The 23,667-nt window shown below is 68.4% G+C and carries 25 protein-coding genes; 8 read left to right on the forward strand and 17 right to left on the reverse strand.

The features are described 5' to 3' along the window. Positions 1 to 2: 2 nt before the first annotated feature. The 10 genes from CFB82_RS03580 to CFB82_RS03625 form a co-directional block, all read right to left on the reverse strand. On the reverse strand, positions 3 to 1,130 hold the full coding sequence (locus CFB82_RS03580; protein ID WP_089483491.1) for a ParB/Srx family N-terminal domain-containing protein: 1,128 nt from the start codon (positions 1,128 to 1,130) through the stop codon (positions 3 to 5). Between the two features lie 151 nt (positions 1,131 to 1,281). Then, a complete protein-coding gene (locus CFB82_RS03585; RefSeq protein WP_089483437.1) occupies positions 1,282 to 2,235 on the reverse strand; it encodes an oxygenase MpaB family protein in 954 nt (317 codons plus the stop codon). A 24-nt stretch (positions 2,236 to 2,259) separates the two neighbouring features. Continuing rightward, complete coding sequence (gene ruvB, locus CFB82_RS03590) at positions 2,260 to 3,330, reverse strand: Holliday junction branch migration DNA helicase RuvB (protein WP_069247143.1); 1,071 nt, start codon at positions 3,328 to 3,330, stop codon at positions 2,260 to 2,262. 119 nt (positions 3,331 to 3,449) lie between these two features. Beyond that, positions 3,450 to 4,031, reverse strand: a complete 582-nt coding sequence (gene ruvA, locus CFB82_RS03595) for a Holliday junction branch migration protein RuvA (RefSeq protein WP_069247144.1) — start codon at positions 4,029 to 4,031, stop codon at positions 3,450 to 3,452. A 192-nt stretch (positions 4,032 to 4,223) separates the two neighbouring features. Next, positions 4,224 to 4,766 carry a crossover junction endodeoxyribonuclease RuvC gene (ruvC, locus tag CFB82_RS03600; RefSeq protein WP_069247145.1) on the reverse strand — a complete coding sequence of 181 codons (543 nt, stop codon included), beginning with the start codon at positions 4,764 to 4,766 and terminating at the stop codon, positions 4,224 to 4,226. A 151-nt stretch (positions 4,767 to 4,917) separates the two neighbouring features. Next, complete coding sequence (gene purH, locus CFB82_RS03605; RefSeq protein ID WP_071333925.1) at positions 4,918 to 6,483, reverse strand: bifunctional phosphoribosylaminoimidazolecarboxamide formyltransferase/IMP cyclohydrolase; 1,566 nt, start codon at positions 6,481 to 6,483, stop codon at positions 4,918 to 4,920. A gap of 44 nt (positions 6,484 to 6,527) precedes the next feature. After that, positions 6,528 to 6,761, reverse strand: coding sequence for a Fis family transcriptional regulator (locus tag CFB82_RS03610; RefSeq protein ID WP_006476892.1), 234 nt, complete (start codon positions 6,759 to 6,761; stop codon positions 6,528 to 6,530). Then, on the reverse strand, positions 6,758 to 7,825 hold the full coding sequence (dusB, locus tag CFB82_RS03615) for a tRNA dihydrouridine synthase DusB (protein WP_006497523.1): 1,068 nt from the start codon (positions 7,823 to 7,825) through the stop codon (positions 6,758 to 6,760). The genes CFB82_RS03610 and dusB overlap by 4 nt, the downstream gene beginning before the upstream one ends. Before the next feature lie 124 nt (positions 7,826 to 7,949). Further along, the gene (locus CFB82_RS03620; RefSeq protein ID WP_089483438.1) at positions 7,950 to 9,137 is read right to left on the reverse strand and encodes a UbiH/UbiF/VisC/COQ6 family ubiquinone biosynthesis hydroxylase; all 1,188 of its coding nucleotides are present in this window, start codon (positions 9,135 to 9,137) and stop codon (positions 7,950 to 7,952) included. 40 nt (positions 9,138 to 9,177) lie between these two features. Then, entirely contained in the window at positions 9,178 to 10,563 is a 1,386-nt protein-coding gene (locus tag CFB82_RS03625; RefSeq protein WP_089483439.1) for an aminopeptidase P N-terminal domain-containing protein, read from the reverse strand. A 184-nt stretch (positions 10,564 to 10,747) separates the two neighbouring features. On the opposite strand from CFB82_RS03625, the gene CFB82_RS03630 reads away from it, so the two are divergent. Then, entirely contained in the window at positions 10,748 to 11,362 is a 615-nt protein-coding gene (locus tag CFB82_RS03630) for a glutathione S-transferase family protein (protein WP_089483440.1), read from the forward strand. Between the two features lie 112 nt (positions 11,363 to 11,474). Here the strand turns inward: CFB82_RS03630 and CFB82_RS03635 are convergent, their stop codons facing one another. Both CFB82_RS03635 and CFB82_RS03640 read right to left on the reverse strand, forming a co-directional pair. Further along, positions 11,475 to 13,094: an FMN-binding glutamate synthase family protein gene (locus CFB82_RS03635; protein WP_089483441.1), complete on the reverse strand. Its 1,620-nt coding sequence runs from the start codon at positions 13,092 to 13,094 to the stop codon at positions 11,475 to 11,477. 190 nt (positions 13,095 to 13,284) lie between these two features. Beyond that, positions 13,285 to 14,055: an NAD(P)H-dependent oxidoreductase gene (locus tag CFB82_RS03640; protein ID WP_089483442.1), complete on the reverse strand. Its 771-nt coding sequence runs from the start codon at positions 14,053 to 14,055 to the stop codon at positions 13,285 to 13,287. Between the two features lie 74 nt (positions 14,056 to 14,129). Between CFB82_RS03640 and CFB82_RS03645 the strand changes: the two genes are divergently transcribed. Beyond that, positions 14,130 to 14,504 carry a winged helix-turn-helix transcriptional regulator gene (locus tag CFB82_RS03645; RefSeq protein WP_089483443.1) on the forward strand — a complete coding sequence of 125 codons (375 nt, stop codon included), beginning with the start codon at positions 14,130 to 14,132 and terminating at the stop codon, positions 14,502 to 14,504. Positions 14,505 to 14,558: 54 nt separating this feature from the next. Here CFB82_RS03645 and mnmA read toward each other — a convergent pair whose 3' ends face one another. Both mnmA and CFB82_RS03655 read right to left on the reverse strand, forming a co-directional pair. Continuing rightward, positions 14,559 to 15,704, reverse strand: a complete 1,146-nt coding sequence (gene mnmA, locus CFB82_RS03650) for a tRNA 2-thiouridine(34) synthase MnmA (protein WP_089483444.1) — start codon at positions 15,702 to 15,704, stop codon at positions 14,559 to 14,561. Continuing rightward, a complete protein-coding gene (locus CFB82_RS03655; protein ID WP_089424513.1) occupies positions 15,701 to 16,210 on the reverse strand; it encodes an NUDIX hydrolase in 510 nt (169 codons plus the stop codon). The genes mnmA and CFB82_RS03655 overlap by 4 nt, the downstream gene beginning before the upstream one ends. A 276-nt stretch (positions 16,211 to 16,486) precedes the next feature. Here CFB82_RS03655 and CFB82_RS03660 point away from each other — a divergent pair, with 276 nt between their 5' ends. Genes CFB82_RS03660 through CFB82_RS03670 form a run of 3 tightly spaced genes read left to right on the forward strand, consistent with a single transcriptional unit; the run spans position 16,487 to position 19,421 of the window. Next, a complete protein-coding gene (locus CFB82_RS03660; protein ID WP_089483492.1) occupies positions 16,487 to 17,626 on the forward strand; it encodes a Re/Si-specific NAD(P)(+) transhydrogenase subunit alpha in 1,140 nt (379 codons plus the stop codon). 17 nt (positions 17,627 to 17,643) lie between these two features. Beyond that, positions 17,644 to 17,970: an NAD(P) transhydrogenase subunit alpha gene (locus CFB82_RS03665; protein WP_089483445.1), complete on the forward strand. Its 327-nt coding sequence runs from the start codon at positions 17,644 to 17,646 to the stop codon at positions 17,968 to 17,970. After that, entirely contained in the window at positions 17,967 to 19,421 is a 1,455-nt protein-coding gene (locus CFB82_RS03670) for an NAD(P)(+) transhydrogenase (Re/Si-specific) subunit beta (RefSeq protein WP_089483446.1), read from the forward strand. The genes CFB82_RS03665 and CFB82_RS03670 overlap by 4 nt, the downstream gene beginning before the upstream one ends. 88 nt (positions 19,422 to 19,509) lie before the next feature. On the opposite strand, the gene CFB82_RS03675 is transcribed toward CFB82_RS03670, so the two are convergent. After that, on the reverse strand, positions 19,510 to 20,430 hold the full coding sequence (locus tag CFB82_RS03675) for a LysR family transcriptional regulator (RefSeq protein WP_089483447.1): 921 nt from the start codon (positions 20,428 to 20,430) through the stop codon (positions 19,510 to 19,512). Between the two features lie 80 nt (positions 20,431 to 20,510). On the opposite strand from CFB82_RS03675, the gene CFB82_RS03680 reads away from it, so the two are divergent. Beyond that, positions 20,511 to 21,434, forward strand: coding sequence for a carbon-nitrogen hydrolase family protein (locus CFB82_RS03680; RefSeq protein WP_046544957.1), 924 nt, complete (start codon positions 20,511 to 20,513; stop codon positions 21,432 to 21,434). A 76-nt stretch (positions 21,435 to 21,510) separates the two neighbouring features. Here the strand turns inward: CFB82_RS03680 and CFB82_RS03685 are convergent, their stop codons facing one another. Then, the gene (locus tag CFB82_RS03685) at positions 21,511 to 22,197 is read right to left on the reverse strand and encodes a helix-turn-helix transcriptional regulator (protein WP_069247158.1); all 687 of its coding nucleotides are present in this window, start codon (positions 22,195 to 22,197) and stop codon (positions 21,511 to 21,513) included. 73 nt (positions 22,198 to 22,270) lie between these two features. Beyond that, positions 22,271 to 22,681 carry a VOC family protein gene (locus CFB82_RS03690; protein WP_089483448.1) on the reverse strand — a complete coding sequence of 137 codons (411 nt, stop codon included), beginning with the start codon at positions 22,679 to 22,681 and terminating at the stop codon, positions 22,271 to 22,273. A gap of 173 nt (positions 22,682 to 22,854) precedes the next feature. Here CFB82_RS03690 and CFB82_RS03695 point away from each other — a divergent pair, with 173 nt between their 5' ends. Together CFB82_RS03695 and CFB82_RS03700 are read left to right on the forward strand one after the other, a co-directional pair. Beyond that, positions 22,855 to 23,187: an ArsR/SmtB family transcription factor gene (locus tag CFB82_RS03695; RefSeq protein WP_069247160.1), complete on the forward strand. Its 333-nt coding sequence runs from the start codon at positions 22,855 to 22,857 to the stop codon at positions 23,185 to 23,187. Then, the gene (locus tag CFB82_RS03700) at positions 23,180 to 23,644 is read left to right on the forward strand and encodes an SRPBCC family protein (protein WP_089483449.1); all 465 of its coding nucleotides are present in this window, start codon (positions 23,180 to 23,182) and stop codon (positions 23,642 to 23,644) included. Before CFB82_RS03695 ends, CFB82_RS03700 begins: the two co-directional genes overlap by 8 nt. The last annotated feature ends 23 nt before the right edge of the window (positions 23,645 to 23,667 follow it).

Genomic DNA, 23,667 nt, shown 5'->3' on the forward strand with positions numbered 1-23,667 from the left:
GCTTACTGCGGCAGCGCGTGGCGCGTCTTGTAGTCGAGCGCGTACGCGATCTTGCCGGGCTTGTCCGCCGTGATCGGCTGGCGCAGCTTGTCGAATTCCCCCTTGTTGTATTTCTTCCCGCCGTTGATCGTGTCCGCACGCCCGAGGTCGGCGCCCGTCTTGCCGTCGATCACCGGGTCCGTGGCCGCGACCATGCGCGTCGACGCATTCCAGACCGCGTTCAGGTAGCCGGTGTCGGCCTTCGCCGGATCCGGGTCGGTTGTGCCGGCGCGCGTCAGGTCATAGCCGGCGAGCGCGAACGTGCCCGGTTGCGCGCGCAGCCAGTCGGCCCAGTAGAACTCGAGGTAGTCGGTGGCTTGTGCGGGCTTGCTGTAGCCGATGTCGCGCGTGAAATAGACGAGCGAGCGGTAGCGGTCGTTCGTCATCCCGAGTTTCAGGCCGAGCCCGGTCGGCAGTTGCGCGGTCGTGATCGCCTTGCCTTCGCCATTCTTGAGGCGCAGATAGCCGCGGCTCTGCATCTGCTGCCAGAACGCGTCGCCCGAGTAGTCGCTGAGATTGTCCTTGACGACGACGTGCACGTGCAGCGCCGGGCCGCCGTCGGGCGTCTCGTAGTAGGTCGACAGGCCGTGGTGGCCGTCGGTCAGATACAGCGCGTCGCCGTTCGGGCCGATCACGACCGGGTTCAGCACCGAGCGGTCGCGGGCGTTCGCGTCGGTCGTCGTGCACGTGTAGCTCGCGGGCTCGCGCAGCGTCGACTTCGCTGTGTAGCCGCTCGACGCGACGCCGCCGAGGCCTTCGTCCGCGCAGAAGTCGTCGAATTTCTTGTCGGGCTGCAGTTCGTAGCGGCCGAGCTTGTAGTAGATCTGGTCGTAGCCGATCGCGCCCTGCGTCGGATGGAGGTCGCCGAGCGTCACGTCGATCAGGTCGCCCGCGCGAGCGGCCTTCCACTTGCCCGGTTGCGGCGTGACGGTGGCGGGCGGCGTGGGAGCCGGCGCGGTCGGGGTGCCGCCGGAAGGCGTTTGCGCGTCCGACCGCGCGACGGCGGCGACATCGTCGCCTCCGCAGGCGGTGAGGGCGAAGACGGTGGACAGGCTGGCGGCAAGGGCGAAACGGATCGGCAGGCGCGGCATCGCGGGCATCGGGTGTCGGTCGGGTGATCGGGACACCGCGCGGGTCACGGCAAGCGGGACGTATGGCACGTGCGACCGTGCGCGGGTGCAAGCCCGTCAGCTTGTCACAGGTATTTGACAGTAAATTGAAATGATAAGAGGAAGCGGATCGTCAGGCAGGCGGGGTGCCGTCGGGCGGTGTCGCGGCGGCGCGGCGGCGTGCACGCTTTGACGCGCCGTTCACGAGCGCCCAGCGCAGCACGGGCGCGACGACCCGGATGCCGGGCCGGACCACCGCGCGGCGCAGCGGCGCGAACGCCGATACGCCGAGCATGCGCTGCGCCCACGGCGGCAGCAGGTCGATGCCCGCATGCATCACCAGCGACGCGGCCGGCCGCAGTGCGGGCTTGGCGACCGGCACGTTCAGCAGGATGGACATCACGTCGAACGTGCGCGGCCCGGCCTCGAGCTCAGGCTGCATGCGCGCGAGATAGGCGGCCACCTCGGCACGCGAACGGGGCACCTCGTGTGCGCCGAGCAGTTCGGCGACCAATGCCGTTTCGGCGTAGTAGCGGTCCTGCAACTCGCCCGGCAGCGCGGGATTCACATAGCGCAGGTGCGCGGCGAGGAAACTCGATACTTCCGCGACATGCACCCAGGTCAGCAACGCCGGATCGTCGGCGCGGTACGGGCGGCCGTCCGGCGCGGTGCCCGATATGTGCGCGTGGATCGATTTCACGCGCTCGATCAGCGCGAGGGCGTCCGCGCGACTGCCGAACGTCGTACCGGTGATGAACGTGGCGGTGCGTCGCAAGCGGCCGAGGATGTCGGTGCGGAACGACGAGTGATCCCAGACGCCCGCGAGCGCGAGCGGGTGGAGCGCCTGCAGCAGCAGCGCGGCGATGCCGCCCGTCATCATCGACGTGAAGTCGGCATGCACGCGCCAGCAGACGGCCTCGGGACCGAACAGCCCGGGGTCTCCCGGCGGCGAAGAGAGGTCGAGCGACGGGCCGCCCCCGCCTGCCGTCAGGTGCGTGACGCCGGCCACGAGCCGCTTGCGGATCGGCTCGGCCCAGCGCGGGCCCGGTGCGGGTGCGGCGGGGTGGGAGCTGGGTGGCGTCGTCATGGCGGGTGCGGCTCGGGCGACGGGTTACTTCCCGTCGGGGGTATCCCACTCGCCGCGTTCGGTGCGGCCGGTGTCGGGCACGGAAAGCCCGAAGTGGCGATACGTGAGCAGCGTCGCGACGCGCCCGCGCGGCGTGCGCTGCAGGAAGCCCTGCTGGATCAGGTACGGCTCGAGTACGTCCTCGATCGTGTCGCGCTCTTCGCCGATCGCCGCCGCGAGGTTGTCGATGCCGACCGGGCCGCCGTCGAACTTGTACAGGATCGCCTCGAGCAGCTTGCGGTCCATCAGGTCGAAGCCGACGGGATCGACGTCGAGCATCGCGAGCGCGGCATCGGCGACGGCCGCGGTGATCTGGCCGTCGGCCTTCACTTCCGCGAAGTCGCGCACGCGGCGCAGCAGCCGGTTCGCGATCCGCGGCGTGCCGCGCGAACGCTTCGCGATTTCGAGCGCGCCGTTCGGATCGATCTGCGCGTTCAGCAGCGACGCCGAGCGCCGCACGATGCGCGACAGTTGATCGGCATCGTAGAACTCGAGGCGTGCGACGATCCCGAAACGATCGCGCAGCGGGTTGGTCAGCATCCCGGCGCGGGTGGTGGCGCCGACCAGCGTGAACGGCTGCAGGTCGAGCTTCACGCTGCGCGCGGCCGGGCCTTCGCCGATCATGATGTCGATCTGGTAATCCTCGAGTGCCGGATACAGGATTTCCTCGACGACCGGCGACAGCCGGTGGATCTCGTCGATGAACAGCACGTCGTTCGCTTCGAGGTTCGTCAGCAGCGCGGCGAGATCGCCCGCGCGCTCGAGTACGGGGCCCGACGTCTGGCGCAGGTTCACACCCATCTCCCGCGCGATGATGTGCGCGAGCGTCGTCTTGCCGAGGCCTGGCGGCCCGAACAGCAGCACGTGGTCGAGCGGCTCGGAGCGGCGCTTGGCGGCTTCGATGAAGATCTCGAGCTGGCCGCGCACCTTTTCCTGGCCGACGTAGTCGTCGAGTTGCCGCGGCCGCAGCGCACGTTCGAACACCTCCTCGTGCGACGAGGTGGGCGTGGCGGCGATGATCCGCTGCTCGGTGGCGAGTTTGTCGGTTTCAATCATGCGGCCATTGTACCGCGCGCCGCAGTCCCGCCCACCTGGCCGAACGGCCGACTGGCGAGTGTCGCGCGGCTGCGCGACACTGGCTTCAACGCACCGGTTGGCGGCGCGTCAGGCGGGCGTTACACCTTCGACAGCGCCTTCAACGCGAGCTTGATACCTTCGGATACGCCGGTGCCGGCCGGCACGTTCTTGATCGCGGCGAGGCCTTCCTTTTCGGAATAGCCGAGCGCGAGCAGCGCGTTGAGGATGTCGGTCGCGTGGTCGGACGGCGATGCGGCGCCGGCGAGCGCGCCGAGATCGGCGCCGAGCTTGCCCTTCAGTTCGAGCAGCAGGCGTTCTGCCGTCTTCTTGCCGATGCCGGGCAGGCGCGTGAGGCGCGCGGCGTCCTGCATCGTCACGGCCTGCGCGAGTTCCTGCACGCTCATGCCGGACAGCACGGCGAGCGCCATGCGCGCGCCGATGCCGGTGATCTTCAGCAGCTCGCGGAAGGTCGTACGTTCCTGCGGCGTCAGGAAGCCGTACAGCAGGTTCGCGTCCTCGCGGACGATCTGCTGCGTGAGCAGCACGACGCGCTCGCCCGTTTGCGGCAGGTTGTAGAAGGTGCTCATCGGCACGTCGATTTCGTAGCCGACGCCGTTGCAGTCGACGAGCAGGTGGGGCGGGTTCTTTTCGAGCAGGATGCCGGCGATGCGACCGATCATGGATGGCTTGATGCGAGGAAGAAAGCGCGAGTGTAGCGCACGTGCGGCGCGATGCCGACGGGATCGGCCATCAGGCCGGGGCGGCGCGTGTCGCGGGCGCGTCGGGCGCGGGTAAAGCGATCAAGGTGGTCAGCGCAGCCAAGGTGGCCAACGCAGTCGAGCCGACGTGCCGGGCCGCGATGCGCGCCGGTGTCAGCCCACCAGCCGCCCGCGCCGCACGCGCAGCCCTTTCTTCGCGAGCGCCGGCGCGAGGCCGCCGAGCGTGCTGAGCGTATTGCCGCCGTGCGCGTGGCAGATCGCCATGCCGAGCGCGTCGGCCGCGTCGGAGCCTGGTTGTCCGGAGAGGCTGAGCAGTCGCGTGACCATTTCCTGCATCTGCGTCTTGGTCGCGCGGCCGTAGCCGACCACCGCCTGCTTGAGCTGCAGCGCCGTGTATTCGGCGACGGGCAGGCCGCCGGCGACGAGGCCGCAGATCGCGGCGCCGCGCGCCTGGCCGAGCAGCAGCGTCGACTGCGGGTTCACGTTGACGAACACCTTTTCGATCGCGGCCTGGTCGGGGGCGTGCTCGCGCACGATGGTCGAGACGCCCTGGAAGATCGTGCCGAGCCGGGTGGCCAGGTCGGCGGTCGGCGTGCGGATCACGCCGCTCGCAACATACGCGAGCCGATGGCCGCTGACGTCGATGATGCCGAAGCCGGTGACGCGCAGGCCGGGGTCGATGCCGAGAATTCGCATGAGTGAGGAGAGTGGCGTGATGCAGCGATACTACAACGATTGGTGCGGCAAGCCGGTCGCCCGGTCGTGCGCGAAGGCGCCGCGCAATAAAAAACCCGGCGGGTGCGATGCCGCCGGGTTGTCGTGCAGCGGCCGCGCGGGCCGCATGCGATCAGTGACGGAAGTGGCGTACGCCCGTCAGGACCATCGCGATGCCGTGCTCGTCGGCCGCCGCGATCACTTCGTCGTCGCGCATCGAGCCGCCCGGCTGGATCACGCAGGTCGCGCCGGCTGCCACGACGACGTCGAGGCCGTCGCGGAACGGGAAGAACGCATCCGATGCCACCGCCGAACCGGCCAGCGTGAGGCCGGCGTTCTGCGCCTTGATGCTCGCGATGCGCGCCGAGTCGACGCGGCTCATCTGGCCGGCGCCGACGCCGAGCGTCATGCCGTTGCCGCAGAACACGATCGCGTTCGACTTCACGTACTTCGCGACGCGCCACGCGAACAGCAGGTCGTCCATTTCCTTCGCGGTGGGCTGGCGTTTCGTGACGACGCGCAGCTCGCTCGGTTGCACGTTGCGCGAATCGAGCGACTGCACGAGCAGGCCGCCGCCCACGCGCTTCAGGTCGAATGCGTTATGACCGTCGCCGAGCGCGATTTCGAGCAGGCGCACGTTCTGCTTCGCGGCGAACACCTGCTTCGCGGCGTCGGAGAACGACGGTGCGATCAGCACTTCGACGAACTGCTTCGCGACAGCCTGGGCAGCCGCTTCGTCGACTTCGCGATTGAACGCGATGATGCCGCCGAACGCCGACGTCGGGTCGGTCTGGAACGCCTTCGCGTATGCGTCGGCCGAATCGTTGCCGACTGCGACGCCGCACGGGTTCGCGTGCTTGATGATCACGCAGGCCGGTGCGTCGAACGTCTTCACGCATTCCCACGCTGCGTCGGAATCGGCGATGTTGTTGTACGACAGTTCCTTGCCCTGCAGCTGGCGGTAATTCGCCAGCGCGCCGGCCGGCGTCGCGAGGTCGCGGTAGAACGCGGCGCTCTGGTGCGGGTTCTCGCCGTAGCGCAGGTCCTGCACCTTGTCGAACGCCAGGTTCAGCGTGGCCGGGTACGCGCTGCGCGATGCGTGCTTCAGCTCGTCGGTCAGGCTCGTCAGGTAGTTCGTGATCGCGCCGTCGTATTGCGCGGTGTGCGCGAACACCTTGGTCGCGAGGCGGAAGTTGGTCGCGTAGCCGACCGCATTGCCGTTCGCCTTCATTTCATCGAGCACGACCGCGTAGTCGGCCGGATCGACGACGACCGTCACGTCGCGGTGGTTCTTCGCGGCCGAGCGCAGCATCGTCGGGCCGCCGATGTCGATGTTCTCGATCGCGTCGGCGAGCGTGCAGTCGTCCTTCGCGATCGTCGCGACGAACGGGTACAGGTTCACGACGAGCAGGTCGATCGTCGGGATGCCGTGCTGCTCCAGCGCCTGCATGTGCTCGGGCAGGTCGCGGCGGGCGAGGATGCCGCCGTGCACCTTCGGGTGGAGCGTCTTCACGCGCCCATCGAGCATTTCCGGGAAGCCCGTGTAATCAGCCACTTCGGTCACGGGCAGGCCCGCGTCGGCGAGCAGTTTCGCGGTGCCGCCCGTCGACAGCAGCTTGACGCCGAGGTCGGACAGCGACTTCGCGAAGTCGACGATGCCGGTCTTGTCGGAAACGGAAATGAGCGCTTGCTTGATCATGATGGAACCACCAATAGCCAGGGAAACGGGGACGGGACGGCTGCCTACAGCAGGCCGTGCTGCTGCAGCTTCTTGCGCAGCGTGTTGCGATTGATGCCGAGGTACTCCGCGGCGAGCGACTGGTTGCCGCCTGCCTGTACGAGCACGACCTCGAGCATCGGCTTTTCGACGCAGGACATCACCATTTCATAGACGTCGTGCGGATTGGAGCCGTCTAGATCCCGGAAATACACGTCCAGGCTCTCGCGGACACATTGTTCGATGTTGTGCTTGCTCATGCTGCTAACTGGTTATGGTCGTCCGACTCGCCCTGGCCGTTTTCCTCTTCGTCATCGACGTAGACGAGGTGGTCCGACAGCGCCTTTTGCGCCTCGAAGAATGCATTGACGGCGGCGAGCTGCTCGCGGGTGGAATCGAGCGTGTTCATCCTGTGCCGGAACCCGTTGGCACCGGAAAGGCCGCGAGTGTACCAGCCGATGTGCTTGCGCGCAGTACGGACTCCCGTGAATTCACCATAGAAAGCGTAGTGGTCTTCCAGGTGTTCGTTCATCACGTGCTGGATCTCGTCGATCCGCGGCGGGGGCAGCAACTCGCCGGTTTGCAGGAAATGATCGATTTCGCGGAACAGCCACGGCCGACCTTGCGCGGCACGACCGATCATCAGCGCGTCGGCGCCGGTGGCGTCGAGCACGGCCTTCGCCTTCGCGGGCGACGTGATGTCGCCGTTCGCGACCACCGGAATCCGCACGGCCGCCTTCACGGCGGCGATGGTGTCGTATTCGGCGTCGCCGCGGTACAGGTCGGCGCGCGTGCGGCCGTGCACGGTGAGCATCGAGATGCCGGCGGCTTCGGCCAGGCGCGCGACCGTGATCGCGTTCTTGTGCTCGCGATCCCAGCCGGTGCGGATCTTCAGCGTGACGGGCACCGCATCGGGCCCCGTGCCGACCGCCGCGACGACGGCCTCGACGATGCGCTGCACGAGCGGCTCGTTCTGCAGCAGCGCGGAGCCGGCCGCGACGTTGCAGACCTTCTTCGCCGGGCAGCCCATGTTGATGTCGATGATCTGCGCGCCGTTGTCGACGTTGTAGCGGGCCGCTTCGGCCATCATCGCCGGATCGGCGCCGGCGATCTGGACCGCAATCGGTTCCACCTCGCCTTCGTGGTTCGCGCGCCGCATCGTCTTCGCGCTTTTCCACAGCTGCGCGTTGGACGCGACCATCTCGGACACGGCGTAACCGGCTCCCAGCCGCTTGCAGAGCTGGCGGAACGGACGATCCGTCACGCCGGCCATCGGGGCGACGAACAGGTTGTTACGCAATACGTGAGGACCGATAACGGGCATCGCAATGGCACCGCCCGCGGCGGGCGCGGGGAGGGAAAGGGCGGACGGAAACGCGCATTTTACCGTATTCCCATGCCCCGCCGATTTGACCCGGTTTGAGCGGCGCGACTGTGCGCGCCGCGCGTCAGTTGCGCTGGCCGAACATCATCTGGCGCGCGATCACCTTCTTGAGCGGCGGCACGAACTCCAGCGCGGTGAGCGCGGCGCCGCGCAGCAGCGGGAGCGGGCCCGAGTCGATCGTGAACAGGCGCGCCAGCGTGTCGGTCGCGCCGATCGTGAAGCGCCGGTCGAGTGCGCGGCGCGCGTTGAAGGTGGCGAGTGCGATCGCTTCGAAGCCTTGCGCGGACAGCGTATCGACGAGCGTATGCGCATCGCGCAGCCCGAGGTTGAGCCCCTGGCCCGCGACGGGGTGCAGGGTTTGCGCGGCATTGCCGACGATCGCGACGCGGCCGTTGACGAGCGTTTGCGCGGCGGTCAGGCCGAGCGGGAACGATGCGCGCCCCGCGATCGCGACGAAGTCGCCCATGCGTTCGCCGAATGCGCTGCCGAGCTCGCGCAGGAACGCATCGTCGGGCAGCGCGGCGCGGCGCGCCGCTTCGTCGGGCGTGCAGCACCAGACGAGCGCGTACTCGGCTTGGCGCGGCCCGCCGAGCGGCAGCAGCGCGAGCGGGCCTTCGTGCGTGAAGCGTTCCCATGCGACGTTCGGGCGCGGCGCCGATACCGTGACCGTGCCGACGATCGCGGTCTGTCCGTAGTCGCGGCGATGTTTGCCGGCGTCGGCCTGCTGTTCGTGGAACAGCCCGCCTTCCGCATTGATGACGACGCGTGCGCGCAGCGTGCGCTCGCCCTGCGGGCCGTCGAGCGTCAGCGTGACGCCGGCGGCGTCCTGCTGCGGCGTGCGGGCGGTGGTCGACGTGAGCCAGTCGACGCGCGTGCCGCGCACGGCGCCCGCGAGCGCCTGCATGAGCGAGCCGTAACGCACGACATAGCCGAGCGCGGCGACGTCATGCTCGTCGCGGTCGATCAGCGTGCGGCCGAAATGGCCGCGCTGCGACACGTGGATATGTTCGATCGGCGTCGCGTCGGCGGGCCACGCGAGCGTATCGAGCAGCACGCGGCTGCCGTGCGACACGGCGATCGCGCGCGGATCGTTCGCGCTCGCGGCCGGTTCGCGTGCATCGATCAGTGCGATCGATGCGTGCTGCGTCGCGCTGCGTCGTGCGAGCCAGCCGGCGAGCGCGAGCCCGACAGGGCCCGCGCCGACGATGGCGAGATCGTAGTCCGGCGTGGCCGGGGAGGAGGCGGTCGTCATCTTGATTCGTGAAACGGAGGTAACGGTCGGCGGCAGCCGGTCATGCGCCCGCGCGCATCAGTGCTTCGATCTCGTCCGCCGCGACGGGCACGCCGCGCGTGATCAGCTCGCAGCCGTGCTCGCGCACGATCGCGTCGTCCTCGATGCGGATGCCGATGTTCCAGTACTCGGGCGGCACGTCGTCGGCGGCGCGCACGTACAGGCCGGGCTCGATCGTCAGCGTCATGCCGGCTTTCAGCGTGCGCCATGGCAGCGCGCCGTTGCCGTCACGCTCGGCGAGCCGCTCGCGGTAGTCGCCGCAATCGTGCACGTCCATGCCGATCCAGTGGCCGGTGCGATGCATGTAGAAGCGCGCGTAGGCGCGCTCGGCGATCACGTCGTCGACGTTCGAGAAGCGTGTTTTCGGGATGATGCCGGTGTCGAGCAGCCCCTGCGCGAGTACGCGCACGGCGGCGTCGTGCGGCGCCTCGAACGGCACGCCGGCGCGCGTCGCGTCGATCGCGGCCTGCTGCGCGGCGAGCACGATGTCGTACAGCGTGCGTTGCGCGGGCGAGAAGCGCCCGTTGGCCGGGAACGTGCGCGTGATGTCCGACGCGTAGCCGTCGAGTTCGCACGCGGCGTCGATCAGGATCAGGTCGCCATCTTGTGCGGCCGCGTTGCCGGCCGGGTAGTGCAGCACGCACGCGTTCGCGCCGGCCGCGACGATCGAGCCGTACGCGGGCGACTGCGCGCCGTGCTTGCGGAACACATACAGCAGCTCGGCCTCGAGTTCGTATTCGCGGATGCCGGGGCGGCACGCCTGCATCGCGCGGCGGTGCGCAAGGGCGGAGATGTGCGCGGCGCGCATCATGATCGCGAGTTCGTGCTCGTCCTTCACGAGCCGCATGTCGTCGAGCAGCGGCGTGAGGTCGAGCATCGCATCCGGCGCGGCGACACCCGTGCGCGCCAGCGCGCGCACCGCGTCGACCCAGCCCGAGAGCTGGCGGTCGAAGTCGGCCGATGCGCCGAACCGGTAGTGCACGGTGCCCGCGTCGGCGAGCAGGCGCGGCATCTCGGTATCGATCACGTCGACCGCGAACGCCGCGTCGAAGCCGAACGCATCGCGCGCGGCTTCCGGCCCGTAATGGAAGCCTTCCCAGATTTCGCGGTCGGCGTTCTTGGCGCGGCAGAACAGGATCGACTCCGGCGCGCCGTGCGGCGCGGCCGCGATCAGCACGAGCACGGCATCCGGCTCGCTGAAGCCCGTCAGGTAGTGGAAGTAGCTGTCGAACCGGTACGGATAGTCCGTATCGCGGTTGCGCGGCACTTCGGGCGCGGTGGGGACGATGGCGACGCCGCCGCCGGCGGCACGCAGTGCGGCAAGCACGCGTTCACGGCGCTGGCGGTAGACGTCGACGGCGATGGCGGTATCGAGGGGCGCGTTCATTCGTGCGATTGTAGCGCCGCGGGACGCCGTGCGTGAGAGAGGGGGCGGGAAGCCGCCCTGGAAGGCCCGCGCGGCGGTTGTTGCAAACCATCCACAGGCCGTCCGGGCGATTTTCTGTCGCGCGGCGCTGGCCGGTTATGATCGGCGACAACGTATACTCTCGGCGGTTCCCTTAAAAAGGCAGATGATGAAATTAATCGGTTCGCTCAGCAGCCCGTACGTCCGCAAGGCGCGGATCGTGCTGGCTGAAAAGAAGATCGACTACAAGCTGGAGCTCGAGAACGTGTGGGCGCCGGAGACGGATATTCATGCATCGAATCCGCTCGGCAAGGTCCCGTGTCTCGTGATGGAGGATGGTGCCGCGGTGTTCGATTCCCGCGTGATCTGCGAATACGCCGATACGCTGTCGCCGGTCGGCAAGCTGATTCCGCCGTCGGGCCGCGAGCGCCTCGAGGTGCGGTGCTGGGAAGCGCTGGGCGACGGCGTGATCGACGCGGCGGTGACGATTCGCGTCGAACATACGATGCGCGACGAGGCGCAGCGCAGCGCGAGCTGGATCGCGCGCCAGCAACGCAAGATCGACGACGGCCTCGTCGCGATGTCGCAGGGCCTCGGCGGCAAGACGTGGTGCGTCGGTAATCATTACACGCTCGCCGACATCGCACTCGGCTGCGCGCTCGGCTATCTCGACTTCCGGATGCCCGAGCTCAACTGGCGCGATCGCCATCCGAACCTCGACAAGCACTTCGCGAAGCTGCTGCAGCGGCCGTCGTTCGCCGACACGCTGCCGCAGAACTGAGCCGCACGCGACGCATTCACGCGTTTGCCGCATTCGGCAGACAAAAGAAAAGCGCCCCGCGGGGCGCTTTTCTTTTTGCCGGGCCGCCCCGCGGCGGGGACGGTCGCCCGCGTCATTCGATCGATGCGTACACGGCCTCCCCGAGCGTGAACGAATCGCTGCGCGCAATCGGCCACCACTTGTCGTACAGCGAGAAGCCGCAGGTCTGGCCGTCGAGCAGCGCACCGGGTTTCAGGTACTTCAGCAACTGCGACATCAGCCGCACTTCATGCGGCGCGACCCGCTGCACGATGTGATGCGCGCGCAGCTCGGACGGGTGCGCGAGGCCGGCCGCCTGCACGAGTTCCTGCAACGCATGCAGCGTATTGCGGTGGAAGTTGTACACGCGCTCGGCCTTGTCGGGCACGACGAGCGCGCGCTGGCGCACCGGGTCCTGCGTCGCGACGCCGGTCGGGCAGCGATCGGTGTGGCAGTGCTGCGCCTGGATACAGCCGACCGCGAACATGAAGCCGCGCGCCGAGTTCACCCAGTCCGCGCCGATCGCGAGCGTACGCGCGATGTCGAACGCCGTGATGATCTTGCCGCTCGCGCCGATCTTCACGCGATCGCGCACGCCGATCCCGACGAGCGTATTGTGCACGAGCAGCAGCCCTTCCTGCAGCGGCACGCCGACGTGGTCGGTGAATTCGAGCGGCGCCGCGCCCGTGCCGCCTTCCGCGCCGTCGACGACGATGAAGTCCGGCACGATGCCGGTCTCGAGCATTGCCTTCGCGATCCCGAAGAATTCCCACGGATGGCCGATGCACAGCTTGAAGCCGGTCGGCTTGCCGCCCGACAGCGTGCGCAGCCGTTCGACGAATTCGAGCAGCCCGCGCGGCGTCGAGAACTCCGAGTGCGTCGCGGGCGAGATGCAGTCCTTGCCCATCGGCACGCCGCGCGTCTCGGCGATTTCCGGCGTGATCTTCGCGGCCGGCAGCACGCCGCCGTGGCCGGGCTTCGCGCCCTGCGACAGCTTCACCTCGATCATCTTGACCTGCGGATCGGCGGCCTGCTTCGCGAACTTGTCGGGGTTGAAGGTGCCGTCGTCGTTGCGGCAGCCGAAGTAGCCGGACGCGATTTCCCAGATGATGTCGCCGCCGTTTTCGCGGTGGTACTTCGACAGCGAGCCTTCGCCGGTGTCGTGCGCGAAACCGCCTTTCTTCGCGCCGAGGTTCAGCGAGCGGATCGCGTTCGCGGACAGCGAGCCGAAGCTCATCGCCGAGATGTTGAAGATCGAAATGTCATACGGTTGCGCGCGGTTCGCGCCGACGCGGATGCGGAAATCGTGGTTCGGCAGCTTCGTCGGCGCGAGCGAGTGGCTGATCCATTCGTGCGCGACGGCCTTCACATTCAGCTCGGTGCCGTACGGGCGGTTGTCGGCGACGTTCTTCGCGCGCTGGTAGACGAGGCTGCGCTGCGCGCGCGAGAACGGCTTTTCGTCGGTGTCGTCCTCGACGAAATACTGGCGGATTTCAGGTCGGATGAATTCGAACAGGAAGCGGAAGTGGCCCCAGAGCGGGTAGTTGCGCAGGATCGCGTGGCGGTCCTGCTTCAGGTCGTACAGGCCGAGCGCGACGAGGGCGGCCGGGATCAGCAGCCACAGCCACGCGATCGTGTGCCGCGCGGCGAGCGCCGCGACGGCCACGAACAGCAGGACCGCGCACCACATCGCGATATAGCGTCGGGAAAACATGGGGACTCCATCGTCATTGTCTGGATGGCCGTCACGTCGCCAGGATCGCGCGGCGGCCGGCAGGTCGGCGCCCGAGGCATCACGCGGGCCCGGCGGGCATGCTGCCCGTGCCGTACCCGCCGCTGCCAGCGCCCACGATGGTCGAGAGTCTACTACGGGTGTCGCGAAGCTCGCGTTGCCGAGTCGGGGCCTAGCCACCCGCGCCGGTCGGGCGGATGAACGGGCTGTACGCCGGGCTGCCGGGCTTCAGCCGGGCGTCGTCGTCGAAATCTTCGTCGCGGTTGAACGGCACCCGCGGCCATGCCTGCCAGTCGCGCAGCCGCGCGCGGTAGCCGGCGAGGCTGAGCGCGAGGCGCGTGTCCTGCCGCCGGGCGGCGTCGCCCGCGAGGCCGCCGCGGACGTCGTGGATCAGGTGAGGTTCGAGCACGTCGAAGCCGACGTAGCGCAGCGCGTACATGATCGGCCACAGCAGCAGGCGGGTGTCGCCTTCGCGGCCGTCGGGCGCGCAGGCGGCGGCCGACGAGCCGGTCGTGACGCTCAGCAGCGCGCGCCGCCCGTGCAGTACGCCGCGATCGTGGCGCTGCCGGCTGCTGTAGAGGCCGCCGTAGACGAACACGCGATCCATCCAGCCCTTCAGGATCGCGGGCGCGCCGAACCACCACAGCGGGAACTGCAGGATCAGCGCGTCGGCCTGCTTCAGCTGGTCGACCTGATGCGCGACCTCGGGCGGGAGCGTGCCGCGTTCCCAGTGATGGCGCTGCTCGCGCTGCGTGTCGAAGCGGGCGGTGTCGAGCCGGTCTGCGTAATGGTGCGGCGCTTCGCACGGGTCGAACGCGTCTGCGTACAGGTTCGCGACCGTCGCGGTATGGCCGCCGATGCGCCAGGCGTCGGCTGCCGCGCCGGCGAGGGTGGCGTTGAACGACTGCGGTTCGGGATGGGCGACGACGATCAGCGCATGCATGGCGGGCTCCGGGAGTGTGCGACGATGATGGCCGGCGGCGATGGGGCCGCGCAATCACGCACCCGGAGGTAACCATGGCATTTCCCGGCGACGTCTATGCGGCGGACTGCTCGGCGCGCGACGCGCTGGCGCTGGTCGCCGGCAAGTGGTCGCTGCTGATCCTGCCCGCGCTGGCCGAGCGGCCGCTGCGTAACGGCGAACTGCTGCGGCGTATCGGCGGGATTTCCCAGAAGGTGTTGACGCAGACGCTGCGCGAGCTGGAGCGCAACGGGCTGATCGAACGCATCGCGGTGGCCGCGCGGCGCGCACACGTCGAGTACCGGTTGACGGCAGTGGCGGGGTCGCTCGTGGAGACGCTCGTGGCGCTCGACCGCTGGGCCGAGCGCCATTTTCCCGATCTGGACGCGGCGCGCGAGCGCTACGACGCGTCGGTGCGGAACATGCGGTGAGTGGCGCGGCCGCTTCCGGCCGGCTGCCGCTTGCGCGGCGCCGGCGGCGGCGCGTCAGCGGGCGAGCGCGAGGGCGGGCGCGTCGTTCGCCTGCGTGTTGCCGGACAGCGCGGATTCGATGATCCCGCCGCCGAGGCAGATCTCGCCGTCGTACAGCACGGCCGACTGGCCGGGCGTGACGGCCCACTGCGCGTCGTCGAACGCGAGCGAGAAGCGGGCTTCGCCTGCCGGGCCGGGCGTGGCGGCACCGAATGCGCACGCCGCATCGGCCTGCCGGTAGCGCGTCTTCGCACCGCACGCGAAACCTTCGGCCGGCGGTACGCCGGCGACCCAGCTCACGTTGCCCGCGACCAGCTCGCGCGCCAGCAGCCACGGATGATCGTGGCCCTGCACGACGTACAGCGTGTTCGACGCGATGTCCTTCGCGGCGACGAACCACGGATCGCCGTTGCCGGTCTTGCTGCCGCCGAGGCCGATGCCCTTGCGCTGGCCGAACGTGTAGAACGCGAGGCCGATGTGCTCGCCGACGACCTTGCCGTCCGGCGTCTTCATCGGGCCGGGTTTGGTCGGCAGATAGCGGTTCAGGAAATCGCGGAACGGCCGTTCGCCGATGAAGCAGATGCCGGTCGAATCCTTCTTTTTCGCGTTCGGCAGCCCGATCTGCGCGGCGATCTCGCGTACCTTCGTCTTCGGGATCTCGCCGAGCGGGAACATCGTCTTCGACAGTTGCGCCTGGTTCAGCCGGTGCAGGAAGTACGACTGGTCTTTCGTATGATCGAAGGCCTTCAGCAGTTCGAAACGCCCGTCACGCTCGCGCACGCGCGCATAGTGGCCGGTCGCGATCATTTCCGCGTCGAGCGACATCGCGTGATCGAGGAACGCCTTGAACTTGATCTCGGCGTTGCACAGCACGTCGGGGTTCGGCGTGCGGCCGGCCGAGTATTCGCGCAGGAACTCGGCGAACACGCGGTCCTTGTATTCGGCCGCGAAGTTGACGGCTTCCACGTCGATGCCGATCAGGTCGGCCACCGACACGACGTCGATCCAGTCCTGGCGCGTCGAGCAGTATTCGCCGTCGTCGTCTTCCCAGTTCTTCATGAACAGGCCGACCACGTCGTAACCCTGTTCCTTCAGCAGCCACGCGGTCACCGACGAATCGACGCCGCCCGACATGCCCACCACTACACGGCGCTTGCTCATTTGTTGACCGCCTGACGTTCGAATGCTTCGGGGCGCGGCGCGACCGAATGCGTGTGCACGAAATCGAGCGGAATGCGCCGCCCGGCGAGGTAATCGTCGACGCAGCGCATCACCGCCGGCGAGCGATGGCGTTCGCCGCACGCGCGCAGCTCGTCGGCGGTCATCCACAGCGTGCGGACGATGCCGTCGTCGAGCGCGTGGCCCGCGATCGGCTCGCTGGCCGTGCCGCAGAACGTGAAGCGCAGGTAAGTCGCGCCGGCGGTGCCGGGGCGGTCGTAGTGCGCGAGATAGACGCCGACGAGCGCGTCGGGCGTGAACGGGTGCGCAGTTTCCTCGAGCGTTTCTCGAATCACGGCGTCGGCCAGCGTTTCGCCGGCTTCGAGGTGGCCTGCCGGCTGGTTGATGCGCAGGCCCGACGAGGTTTCTTCCTCGATCATGAGAAAGCGGCCGGCGTGCTCGACGAGCGCGGCGACCGTCACATGCGGGGTCCAGATTTCGGGTTTCATGGTTCGGCATTTTACCGGTTGCGCCCGAACGCTGCCGGTCGCCACGCTAAACGAATCTGACCCTTTCAATTCGTCTGCCTTGCTGATACGCGACGACACCGGACGGGCCGGCATCGCCTTCTCGCACGATCGTAGGAGCGTGCTGGTACGGCCATCGCTTTCGCCTAAAGTGGAGAGTGAGTGTCGTCGCTCGTGAGCCGGTAGTCGGCCTGCCCGGCTCGTTGCGCAGTAGAAAACGCAGGAAACGAAACACTGACGATGACGGAGGGACCGACGATGCATATTGGCGTGCCTGCCGAAACGCGGGCGAACGAGGCGCGTGTGGCTGCGACGCCGGAAACCGTGAAGAAATACGCGGCGGCCGGGCATCGGGTCAGCATCGCGAAAGGGGCCGGTGTCGCCGCGAGTTATCCCGACGACGCCTATGCGGCCGCCGGTGCCGAACTGACCGGCCAGCCGGCCGCTTTCGATGTCGACATCGTGCTGAAGGTCCAGGCGCCCACCGACGCCGAACTGCCGTTGCTCAAGCGCGGCTCGGTGCTGGTCGGCATGCTCGAGCCGTTCGACGGCGAGCAGGCGGCGAAGCTCGCCGCGGCCGGCGTGACGGGCTTCGCGCTCGAAGCCGCGCCGCGCACGACGCGCGCGCAGAGTCTCGACGTGCTGTCGTCGCAGGCGAACATCGCGGGCTACAAGGCCGTGCTGGTGGCCGCCACGCTGTATCCGCGCTTCTTTCCGATGCTGATGACGGCCGCCGGCACCGTGAAGGCCGCGCGCGTGCTGATTCTCGGCGCGGGCGTCGCGGGCCTGCAGGCGATCGCGACCGCGAAGCGCCTCGGCGCGGTGATCGAGGCGTCCGATGTGCGGCCGGCCGTGAAGGAGCAGATCGAGTCGCTCGGCGCGAAATTCCTCGACGTCCCGTACGAAACCGACGAAGAGCGCGACGCGGCGCAGGGCGTGGGCGGCTATGCGCGCCCGATGCCGCCGTCGTGGCTCGGCCGCCAGGCCGCGCTGGTGCATGAGCGGGCGAAGCAGGCCGACATCGTGATCACCACCGCGCTGATTCCCGGGCGCCCGGCGCCGACCTTGATCTCCGTTGAAACCGTGCAGTCGATGAAGCCGGGCTCGGTGCTCGTCGATCTCGCGGCCGGCCGCGGTCCGGAATTCGACGGCCGCAAGAGCGGCAACTGTCCGCTGACGGTCGCCGACCAGGTGATCGTGCACGACGGCGTGACGATCGCGGGCTACACGAATCTCGCGTCGATGGTCGCAGCGGACGCGTCGGCGCTGTATGCGCGCAACCTGCTCGACTTCATGAAGCTGATCGTCACGAAGGACGGCACGCTGCACATCGACCTGACCGACGACATCGTCGCCGCGACGCTTCTGTGCCGCGACGGCGAAGTCGCGCGCAAGTAACCGGGGAGAAGGCGACCATGGAAGTCATCAATCACACGGTGATCAACGTGATCATCTTCGTGCTGGCCGTGTACGTCGGCTACCACGTGGTGTGGAACGTCACGCCGGCGCTGCATACGCCGCTGATGGCCGTGACCAACGCGATCTCGGCGATCGTCATCGTCGGCGCGATGCTGGCGGCGGCGCTCACCGTCGGCATGACCGGCAAGATCTTCGGCACGCTCGCGGTCGCGCTCGCGGCCGTCAACGTGTTCGGCGGCTTCCTCGTGACGAGGCGAATGCTCGAGATGTTCCGCAAGAAGGCGCCGAAACAGGCCGACGGCGGCAAGGAGGGCGCGCGATGAGCATGAACGTCGTCACGCTGCTGTACCTCGTCGCATCGGTGTGCTTCATCCAGGCGTTGAAGGGCCTGTCGAACCCGAAGAGCGCGCGGCGCGGCAACCTGTTCGGGATGGCCGGGATGGCCATCGCGATCCTCACGACGGTCGCGCTGATCGTCAAGCAGGCCGAGTGGCTCGGTGCGAACCTGCCGCTCGGCATCGCGCTGGTGCTCGGCGCGCTGATCGTCGGCGGCGGCGTGGGGGCGTTCGTCGCCGCGCGCGTCGAGATGACGAAGATGCCGGAGCTCGTCGCGGCGATGCATTCGCTGATCGGTCTCGCGGCCGTGTGCATCGCATATGCGGTGGTGTCGGAGCCGGAAGCGTTCGGGCTCGTGCCGCAGGACGCTGTGTCGTCGAACTTCATCCCGTACGGCAACCGCGTCGAGCTGTTCATCGGCACGGTCGTCGGCGCGATCACGTTCTCCGGTTCGGTGATCGCGTTCGGCAAGCTGTCGGGCAAATACAAGTTCCGGCTGTTCCAGGGCGCGCCGGTCGTGTATGCGGGCCAGCATTTGCTCAACCTGATGTTCGCGCTCGCGATGCTCGGCTTCGGCATCCTGTTCTTCATCACGCAGTCGTGGCTGCCGTTCATCATCATGACGGCGATCGCGTTCGCGCTCGGCGTGCTGATCATCATCCCGATCGGCGGCGCGGACATGCCGGTGGTCGTGTCGATGCTGAACTCGTACTCGGGGTGGGCCGCGGCCGGCATCGGCTTCTCGCTGAACAACGCGATGCTGATCATCGCCGGGTCGCTCGTCGGCTCGTCGGGCGCGATCCTGTCGTACATCATGTGCCATGCGATGAACCGCTCGTTCTTCAACGTGATCCTCGGCGGCTTCGGCGGCGAGGCGGCGGTGGGTGGCGCGGCAGGTTCGAAGGAGCAGCGGCCGGTGAAGTCGGGGTCGGCCGAAGACGCGTCGTTCATGCTCGGCAACGCGGAGACGGTCGTGATCGTGCCAGGCTACGGGCTGGCCGTGGCCCGTGCGCAGCACGCGCTGAAGGAGTTGACCGACAAGCTGGTCGACAAGGGCATCGACGTGAAGTACGCGATCCATCCGGTCGCGGGGCGGATGCCCGGGCACATGAACGTGCTGCTCGCGGAAGCGGAAGTGCCGTACGAGATCGTGCACGAGATGGAGGACATCAACGGAGAATTCGGCCAGGTCGACGTCGTGCTCGTGCTCGGCGCGAACGACGTCGTGAACCCGGCCGCGAAGAACGATCCGGCGTCGCCGATCGCGGGGATGCCGATCATCGAGGCGTACAAGGCGCGCACGGTGATCGTCAACAAGCGCTCGATGGCGGCCGGCTACGCGGGGCTCGACAACGACCTGTTCTACATGGACAAGACGATGATGGTGTTCGGCGATGCGAAGAAGGTCATCGAGGACATGGTGAAGTCGGTCGAATGACGCACGCGGTGGCAACGCGGCTGCCTGCTTCGATTCATGGGCAGCGTGACCGGGCAGGCCCGACTGGCACACGTCAGTCGGGCCTTTTTCATGGCGCGACGAGATGGGCGACGCACGCGGCGATCGTGTCGCGTACGCGCACGATCGCCGGGTCGCGCTGCGTGCTCGTGCGCCAGCCGATTTCGACCGGGTAGTGCGGCAAGTCGACCGGGCATGCGAGCGCGCGCAGCGGGGTGGATTGCGCGATCGCGCGTGCCGCATGCGCGGGAATCGTCGCGACCGCGCCGGAGCCGGCGAGCAGGTACGGCAGCGCGGCGAAATGCGTGGTCGACGCCGCGACGCGCCGCTTGTAGCCGAGCGTGGCCAGCGCTTCGTCGACGATCCCGATCACGCCGCCCGACGACACGAGCAGGTGGTCGCGCCGCAGGAAATCGGCGAGCGTGAGGGTGCGCGGCGGCCTCGGGCTGGCGGCCGGGTCGATCAGGCACGCATAGCCGCCCGTCGCGACCGCGCGCCGGCTGAGCCCGTTCGCCGAGAAGCCGCCCGACGCGATCGCGAGGTCGACGCCGTGCCGCAGCAGCGCGTCGCCGGCGATGCCGCTGTGCGTCTGCCGGAAGATCAGCCGGATGCCGGCGGCTTCCCGCGCGACGGCGTCGATCAGCGCGCGGCCGAGCGCGATCTCGAAGTCGTCCGACAGTCCGATCGAGATCGTGCGGCCGATGCGGTCGCCACCGTCGGCCGCGATCGCGAGGCTTTCGCGACAGCGGTCGAGCGCGTCGGACAGGATCGGCTTCAGTTCGTCCGCGCGCGGCGTCGGCGCGAGCCCGCGGCCGGTGCGCGCGAACAGCGGATCGCCATAGATCACGCGCAGCCGCGCGAGCGCCGCGCTCACCGCCGACTGCGTGAGGCCGAGCCGCAGCGCCGCGCGGCTCGCGCCGCCTTCCTCGTACAGCGCCTCGAACACTTTCAGCAGGTTCAGGTCGAGGCCGGCGATATCATCTGCATTCATGACACTTATCGTTCTATCGATTTGATCGATGACATCTTATCGATAAAGATGGCGTTACCCCATTCACCGGAGACGCCTTCATGTCCACGTCAGTCATCGCCGCGCTGCAGATCGGCGCATCGCCCGCCGGCACGCGCGCCACGCTCGACACGATCCTCGGCTACGAAACCGCGATCCGCGACAGCGGCGCGTCGCTCGTCGTGTTGCCCGAGGCCGTGCTCGGCGGCTATCCGAAAGGCGAGATCTTCGGCACCCGGCTCGGCTACCGGCTGCCCGAAGGCCGCGACGCGTATGCGCGCTATGCCGCGCAGGCGATCGACGTGCCGGGGCCGGAAACCGACGAGCTGGCCGCGCTGTCGCAGCGCACGGGCGCGAGCCTCGTGGTCGGCGTGATCGAGCGCGGCGGCAGCACGCTGTACTGCACGGCGCTGTTCTTCGATCCGCGCGACGGGCTCGTAGCGAAGCACCGCAAGCTGATGCCGACCGGCACCGAGCGGCTGATCTGGGGGCAGGGCGACGGCTCGACGCTGCCCGTCGTCGACACGGCCGCGGGCCGCGCGGGCGCCGCGATCTGCTGGGAGAACCACATGCCGCTGCTGCGCTGCGCGATGTACGCGAAGGGCGTGCAGATCTGGTGTGCACCGACCGTCGACGAGCGCGACGTCTGGCAGAGCTCGATGCGGCATATCGCGCACGAGGGGCGCTGCTTCGTCGTCAGTGCGTGCCAGGTGCAGCCGTCGCCGCGCGCGCTCGGCATCGACGTGCCGGGCTGGGATCCGGAGCGGCCGCTGATCCGCGGCGGCAGCGTGATCGTCGGGCCGCTCGGCGACCTGCTGACGGAGCCGCTGATCGGCGAAGCCGGGCTTGTGACCGCGCGCATCGATACCGACGAACTCGTGCGGGCGCGCTACGACTTCGACGTGGTCGGGCATTACGCGCGGCCCGACGTGTTCTCGCTGCACGTCGACGAGCGGCCGAAGCGGACGGTGGTGTTCGGCGGGTAGGGTGGGCCGGGCGCCGCTGGGCGGCCCGGAACATGGACAGCGCGGCGGCGCGCCGCGCACTCGCCGTCGTGCCGCGTCAGCGCATCGGCGCTTCCGCGATTCGCATGTAGTCGGCGATCCGCCGCCCTTCCATGTCCGGAAACTGCTCGTGCACGACGATGTCGCCCATCCGCGCGATGTCGAAGGTGCGGAAATCCTCGCGCAGCTCGCACCAGGCGCCGATCGTCCAGCGCCCGCCCCAGTAGACGAGCCCGAGCGGCCACACGCGGCGTTGCGAATGCGCGCCGAGCCGGTCGCGGTAGCCGAAGCTGACGACGTGGCGCGTGTCGATGGCCTGGTGGATCGCGTCGACCTTCGCGCAAAACGTCTCGTCGATGTGGAACGACGGCGCGAACACGGGCAGGCGGTCGAGCGCCGTGCGCTTGTCGGCCGGCATCGCCGATGCGATCTTCGCGAGCGCCGAGCGCGCGCCGCTCGCGAAGCGCGCTCCGCCCCAGGTTTCGAGCATGCGCGCGCCGGTGGCGAGCGCCGCGAGTTCCTCGGCCGTGAACGTGAGCGGCGGCAGGCTCGCGTTGCGGTTCAGCCGGTAGCCGATGCCGGCTTCGCCTTCGATCGGCACCCCTGACAGTTGCAGGTCGCGCACATCGCGATAGACGGTGCGCGGCGACACCGACAGCCAGTCGGCCAACTGCTGCGCGGTCGTGAGACGACGCCCGCGCAGCAGCTCGGCGATCTGGAACAGGCGGTCGGCACGGCGCGTCATGACGGCACCTCGATTCCAACGGCAGTGGGGACTTCGCGATGATAGCGCCGCACGGGCCCGACGGCCGCTGCGCTCAGTGGCATTTCGGCGCGTGCAGGCCGACGCGGTTGCCTTCGGTGTCGATCAGGTAGCCGACGTAGCCGTAGTTGTTCGGCAGCTCGACGACCGAGCCCTGCACGACGCCGCCCGCGCGCTTCGCGCGTTCGAGCGCCGCGACGACCGATTCGCCGGCGTTCAGGTAGACGAGCACGCCGTTCGCGCTCGGCTTCATCTGCTGCGGATCGAACACGATGCTGCCGCCCGTGCTTGAGGTGTCGCGGTCGAACGTGGCCATCGGCACGCCGCCGATGACTGCGCGCTGCAGCGTCGTCTGCAGCACGGTTTCGTAGAAGCGGATCGCCCGGTCGAAATCGAGGGACGGAATGTCGAACCACGCGATCGCGCGTTCCACGGTGGCGGTGGCATTGGCAGTTGCGGACGTCATGACGAGCTCCTTGTTGCGTTGTTTGTTGTTCGGGTTCGGTGCGGAAACCAGCCTTGCATTGCGCCCGGATTGCAGTGTGATCGCGGCCTGCTGACACCGTATTGTCAGTAGAGTTGTCACCCTTGACATGCAACTGTTTGGTTGCATAATAAGGTCATTGACCCGGGAGTGGCATGGATCTCGTTTTCAAGGCGCTGGCCGACGCCACGCGCCGCCAGTTGCTTGATTTGCTGCACGCAAAGAGCGGACAGACCCTGTCCGAGCTGTGCGACGGGCTCGCGATGAGCCGGCAGGCGGTGAGCAAGCATCTCGCGCTGCTCGAGGCCGCGAATCTCGTCGCGACGACGTGGCGCGGCAGGGAGAAGCTGCATTACCTGAATCCGGTGCCGATCCACGACATCGCGGAACGCTGGATCGGCAAGTTCGAGCGTCAGCGGCTGCAGGCGCTGGCGGACCTCAAGCGCGGGCTGGAAGCGGCCGGCGAATCTGGAGGCAACGATGAGTAATCCCGCCTTTGTGTACGTGACGTTCATTGCATCGACGCCCGAGCGTGTGTTCGATGCGCTCACCAACGCCGAGCTGACGAAGGACTACTGGGTGCGGCACCGCAACGCGTCGCCCGACTGGCGGCCGGGCTCGCGCTGGGAACATCAGGACTACGACGATCCATCGCGGATCGACATCGTCGGCGAAGTGGTCGAGAACGATCCGCCGCACCGGCTGGTCGTCACGTGGCGTACGCCGTCTGGGGAGGGGGAGACGTCGCGCGTGACCTATCTCGTCGAGCCGCACGAGGGCGTCGTGAAGCTGACCGTCACGCACGACGGGCTGGTGCCGGGCTCGGAGATGGATCGCGGGATTCGCGGTGGCTGGCCGGTCGTGCTGTCGAGCCTCAAGACGCTGCTCGAGACGGGGCAGGCGCTGCCGTTCACGATGGGGCGCTGGGCGTGCTCGAAGCACTGAAACGAAACGCCGCCGTTGCCGCG

The sequence above is a fragment of the Burkholderia sp. HI2714 genome (assembly GCF_002223085.1).
Lineage (GTDB): Bacteria > Pseudomonadota > Gammaproteobacteria > Burkholderiales > Burkholderiaceae > Burkholderia > Burkholderia lata_D.

Bases quoted from the DNA above. Each gene is read 5' to 3' on its own strand.
- CFB82_RS03580 (WP_089483491.1), bottom strand. From the start codon at position 1,130: ATGCCGCGCCTGCCGATCCGTTTCGCCCTTGCCGCCAGCCTGTCCACC.
- CFB82_RS03585 (WP_089483437.1), bottom strand. From the start codon at position 2,235: ATGACGACGCCACCCAGCTCCCACCCCGCCGCACCCGCACCGGGCCCG.
- ruvB (WP_069247143.1), bottom strand. From the start codon at position 3,330: ATGATTGAAACCGACAAACTCGCCACCGAGCAGCGGATCATCGCCGCC.
- ruvA (WP_069247144.1), bottom strand. From the start codon at position 4,031: ATGATCGGTCGCATCGCCGGCATCCTGCTCGAAAAGAACCCGCCCCAC.
- ruvC (WP_069247145.1), bottom strand. From the start codon at position 4,766: ATGCGAATTCTCGGCATCGACCCCGGCCTGCGCGTCACCGGCTTCGGC.
- purH (WP_071333925.1), bottom strand. From the start codon at position 6,483: ATGATCAAGCAAGCGCTCATTTCCGTTTCCGACAAGACCGGCATCGTC.
- CFB82_RS03610 (WP_006476892.1), bottom strand. From the start codon at position 6,761: ATGAGCAAGCACAACATCGAACAATGTGTCCGCGAGAGCCTGGACGTG.
- dusB (WP_006497523.1), bottom strand. From the start codon at position 7,825: ATGCCCGTTATCGGTCCTCACGTATTGCGTAACAACCTGTTCGTCGCC.
- CFB82_RS03620 (WP_089483438.1), bottom strand. From the start codon at position 9,137: ATGACGACCGCCTCCTCCCCGGCCACGCCGGACTACGATCTCGCCATC.
- CFB82_RS03625 (WP_089483439.1), bottom strand. From the start codon at position 10,563: ATGAACGCGCCCCTCGATACCGCCATCGCCGTCGACGTCTACCGCCAG.
- CFB82_RS03630 (WP_089483440.1), top strand. From the start codon at position 10,748: ATGATGAAATTAATCGGTTCGCTCAGCAGCCCGTACGTCCGCAAGGCG.
- CFB82_RS03635 (WP_089483441.1), bottom strand. From the start codon at position 13,094: ATGTTTTCCCGACGCTATATCGCGATGTGGTGCGCGGTCCTGCTGTTC.
- CFB82_RS03640 (WP_089483442.1), bottom strand. From the start codon at position 14,055: ATGCATGCGCTGATCGTCGTCGCCCATCCCGAACCGCAGTCGTTCAAC.
- CFB82_RS03645 (WP_089483443.1), top strand. From the start codon at position 14,130: ATGGCATTTCCCGGCGACGTCTATGCGGCGGACTGCTCGGCGCGCGAC.
- mnmA (WP_089483444.1), bottom strand. From the start codon at position 15,704: ATGAGCAAGCGCCGTGTAGTGGTGGGCATGTCGGGCGGCGTCGATTCG.
- CFB82_RS03655 (WP_089424513.1), bottom strand. From the start codon at position 16,210: ATGAAACCCGAAATCTGGACCCCGCATGTGACGGTCGCCGCGCTCGTC.
- CFB82_RS03660 (WP_089483492.1), top strand. From the start codon at position 16,487: ATGCATATTGGCGTGCCTGCCGAAACGCGGGCGAACGAGGCGCGTGTG.
- CFB82_RS03665 (WP_089483445.1), top strand. From the start codon at position 17,644: ATGGAAGTCATCAATCACACGGTGATCAACGTGATCATCTTCGTGCTG.
- CFB82_RS03670 (WP_089483446.1), top strand. From the start codon at position 17,967: ATGAGCATGAACGTCGTCACGCTGCTGTACCTCGTCGCATCGGTGTGC.
- CFB82_RS03675 (WP_089483447.1), bottom strand. From the start codon at position 20,430: ATGAATGCAGATGATATCGCCGGCCTCGACCTGAACCTGCTGAAAGTG.
- CFB82_RS03680 (WP_046544957.1), top strand. From the start codon at position 20,511: ATGTCCACGTCAGTCATCGCCGCGCTGCAGATCGGCGCATCGCCCGCC.
- CFB82_RS03685 (WP_069247158.1), bottom strand. From the start codon at position 22,197: ATGACGCGCCGTGCCGACCGCCTGTTCCAGATCGCCGAGCTGCTGCGC.
- CFB82_RS03690 (WP_089483448.1), bottom strand. From the start codon at position 22,681: ATGACGTCCGCAACTGCCAATGCCACCGCCACCGTGGAACGCGCGATC.
- CFB82_RS03695 (WP_069247160.1), top strand. From the start codon at position 22,855: ATGGATCTCGTTTTCAAGGCGCTGGCCGACGCCACGCGCCGCCAGTTG.
- CFB82_RS03700 (WP_089483449.1), top strand. From the start codon at position 23,180: ATGAGTAATCCCGCCTTTGTGTACGTGACGTTCATTGCATCGACGCCC.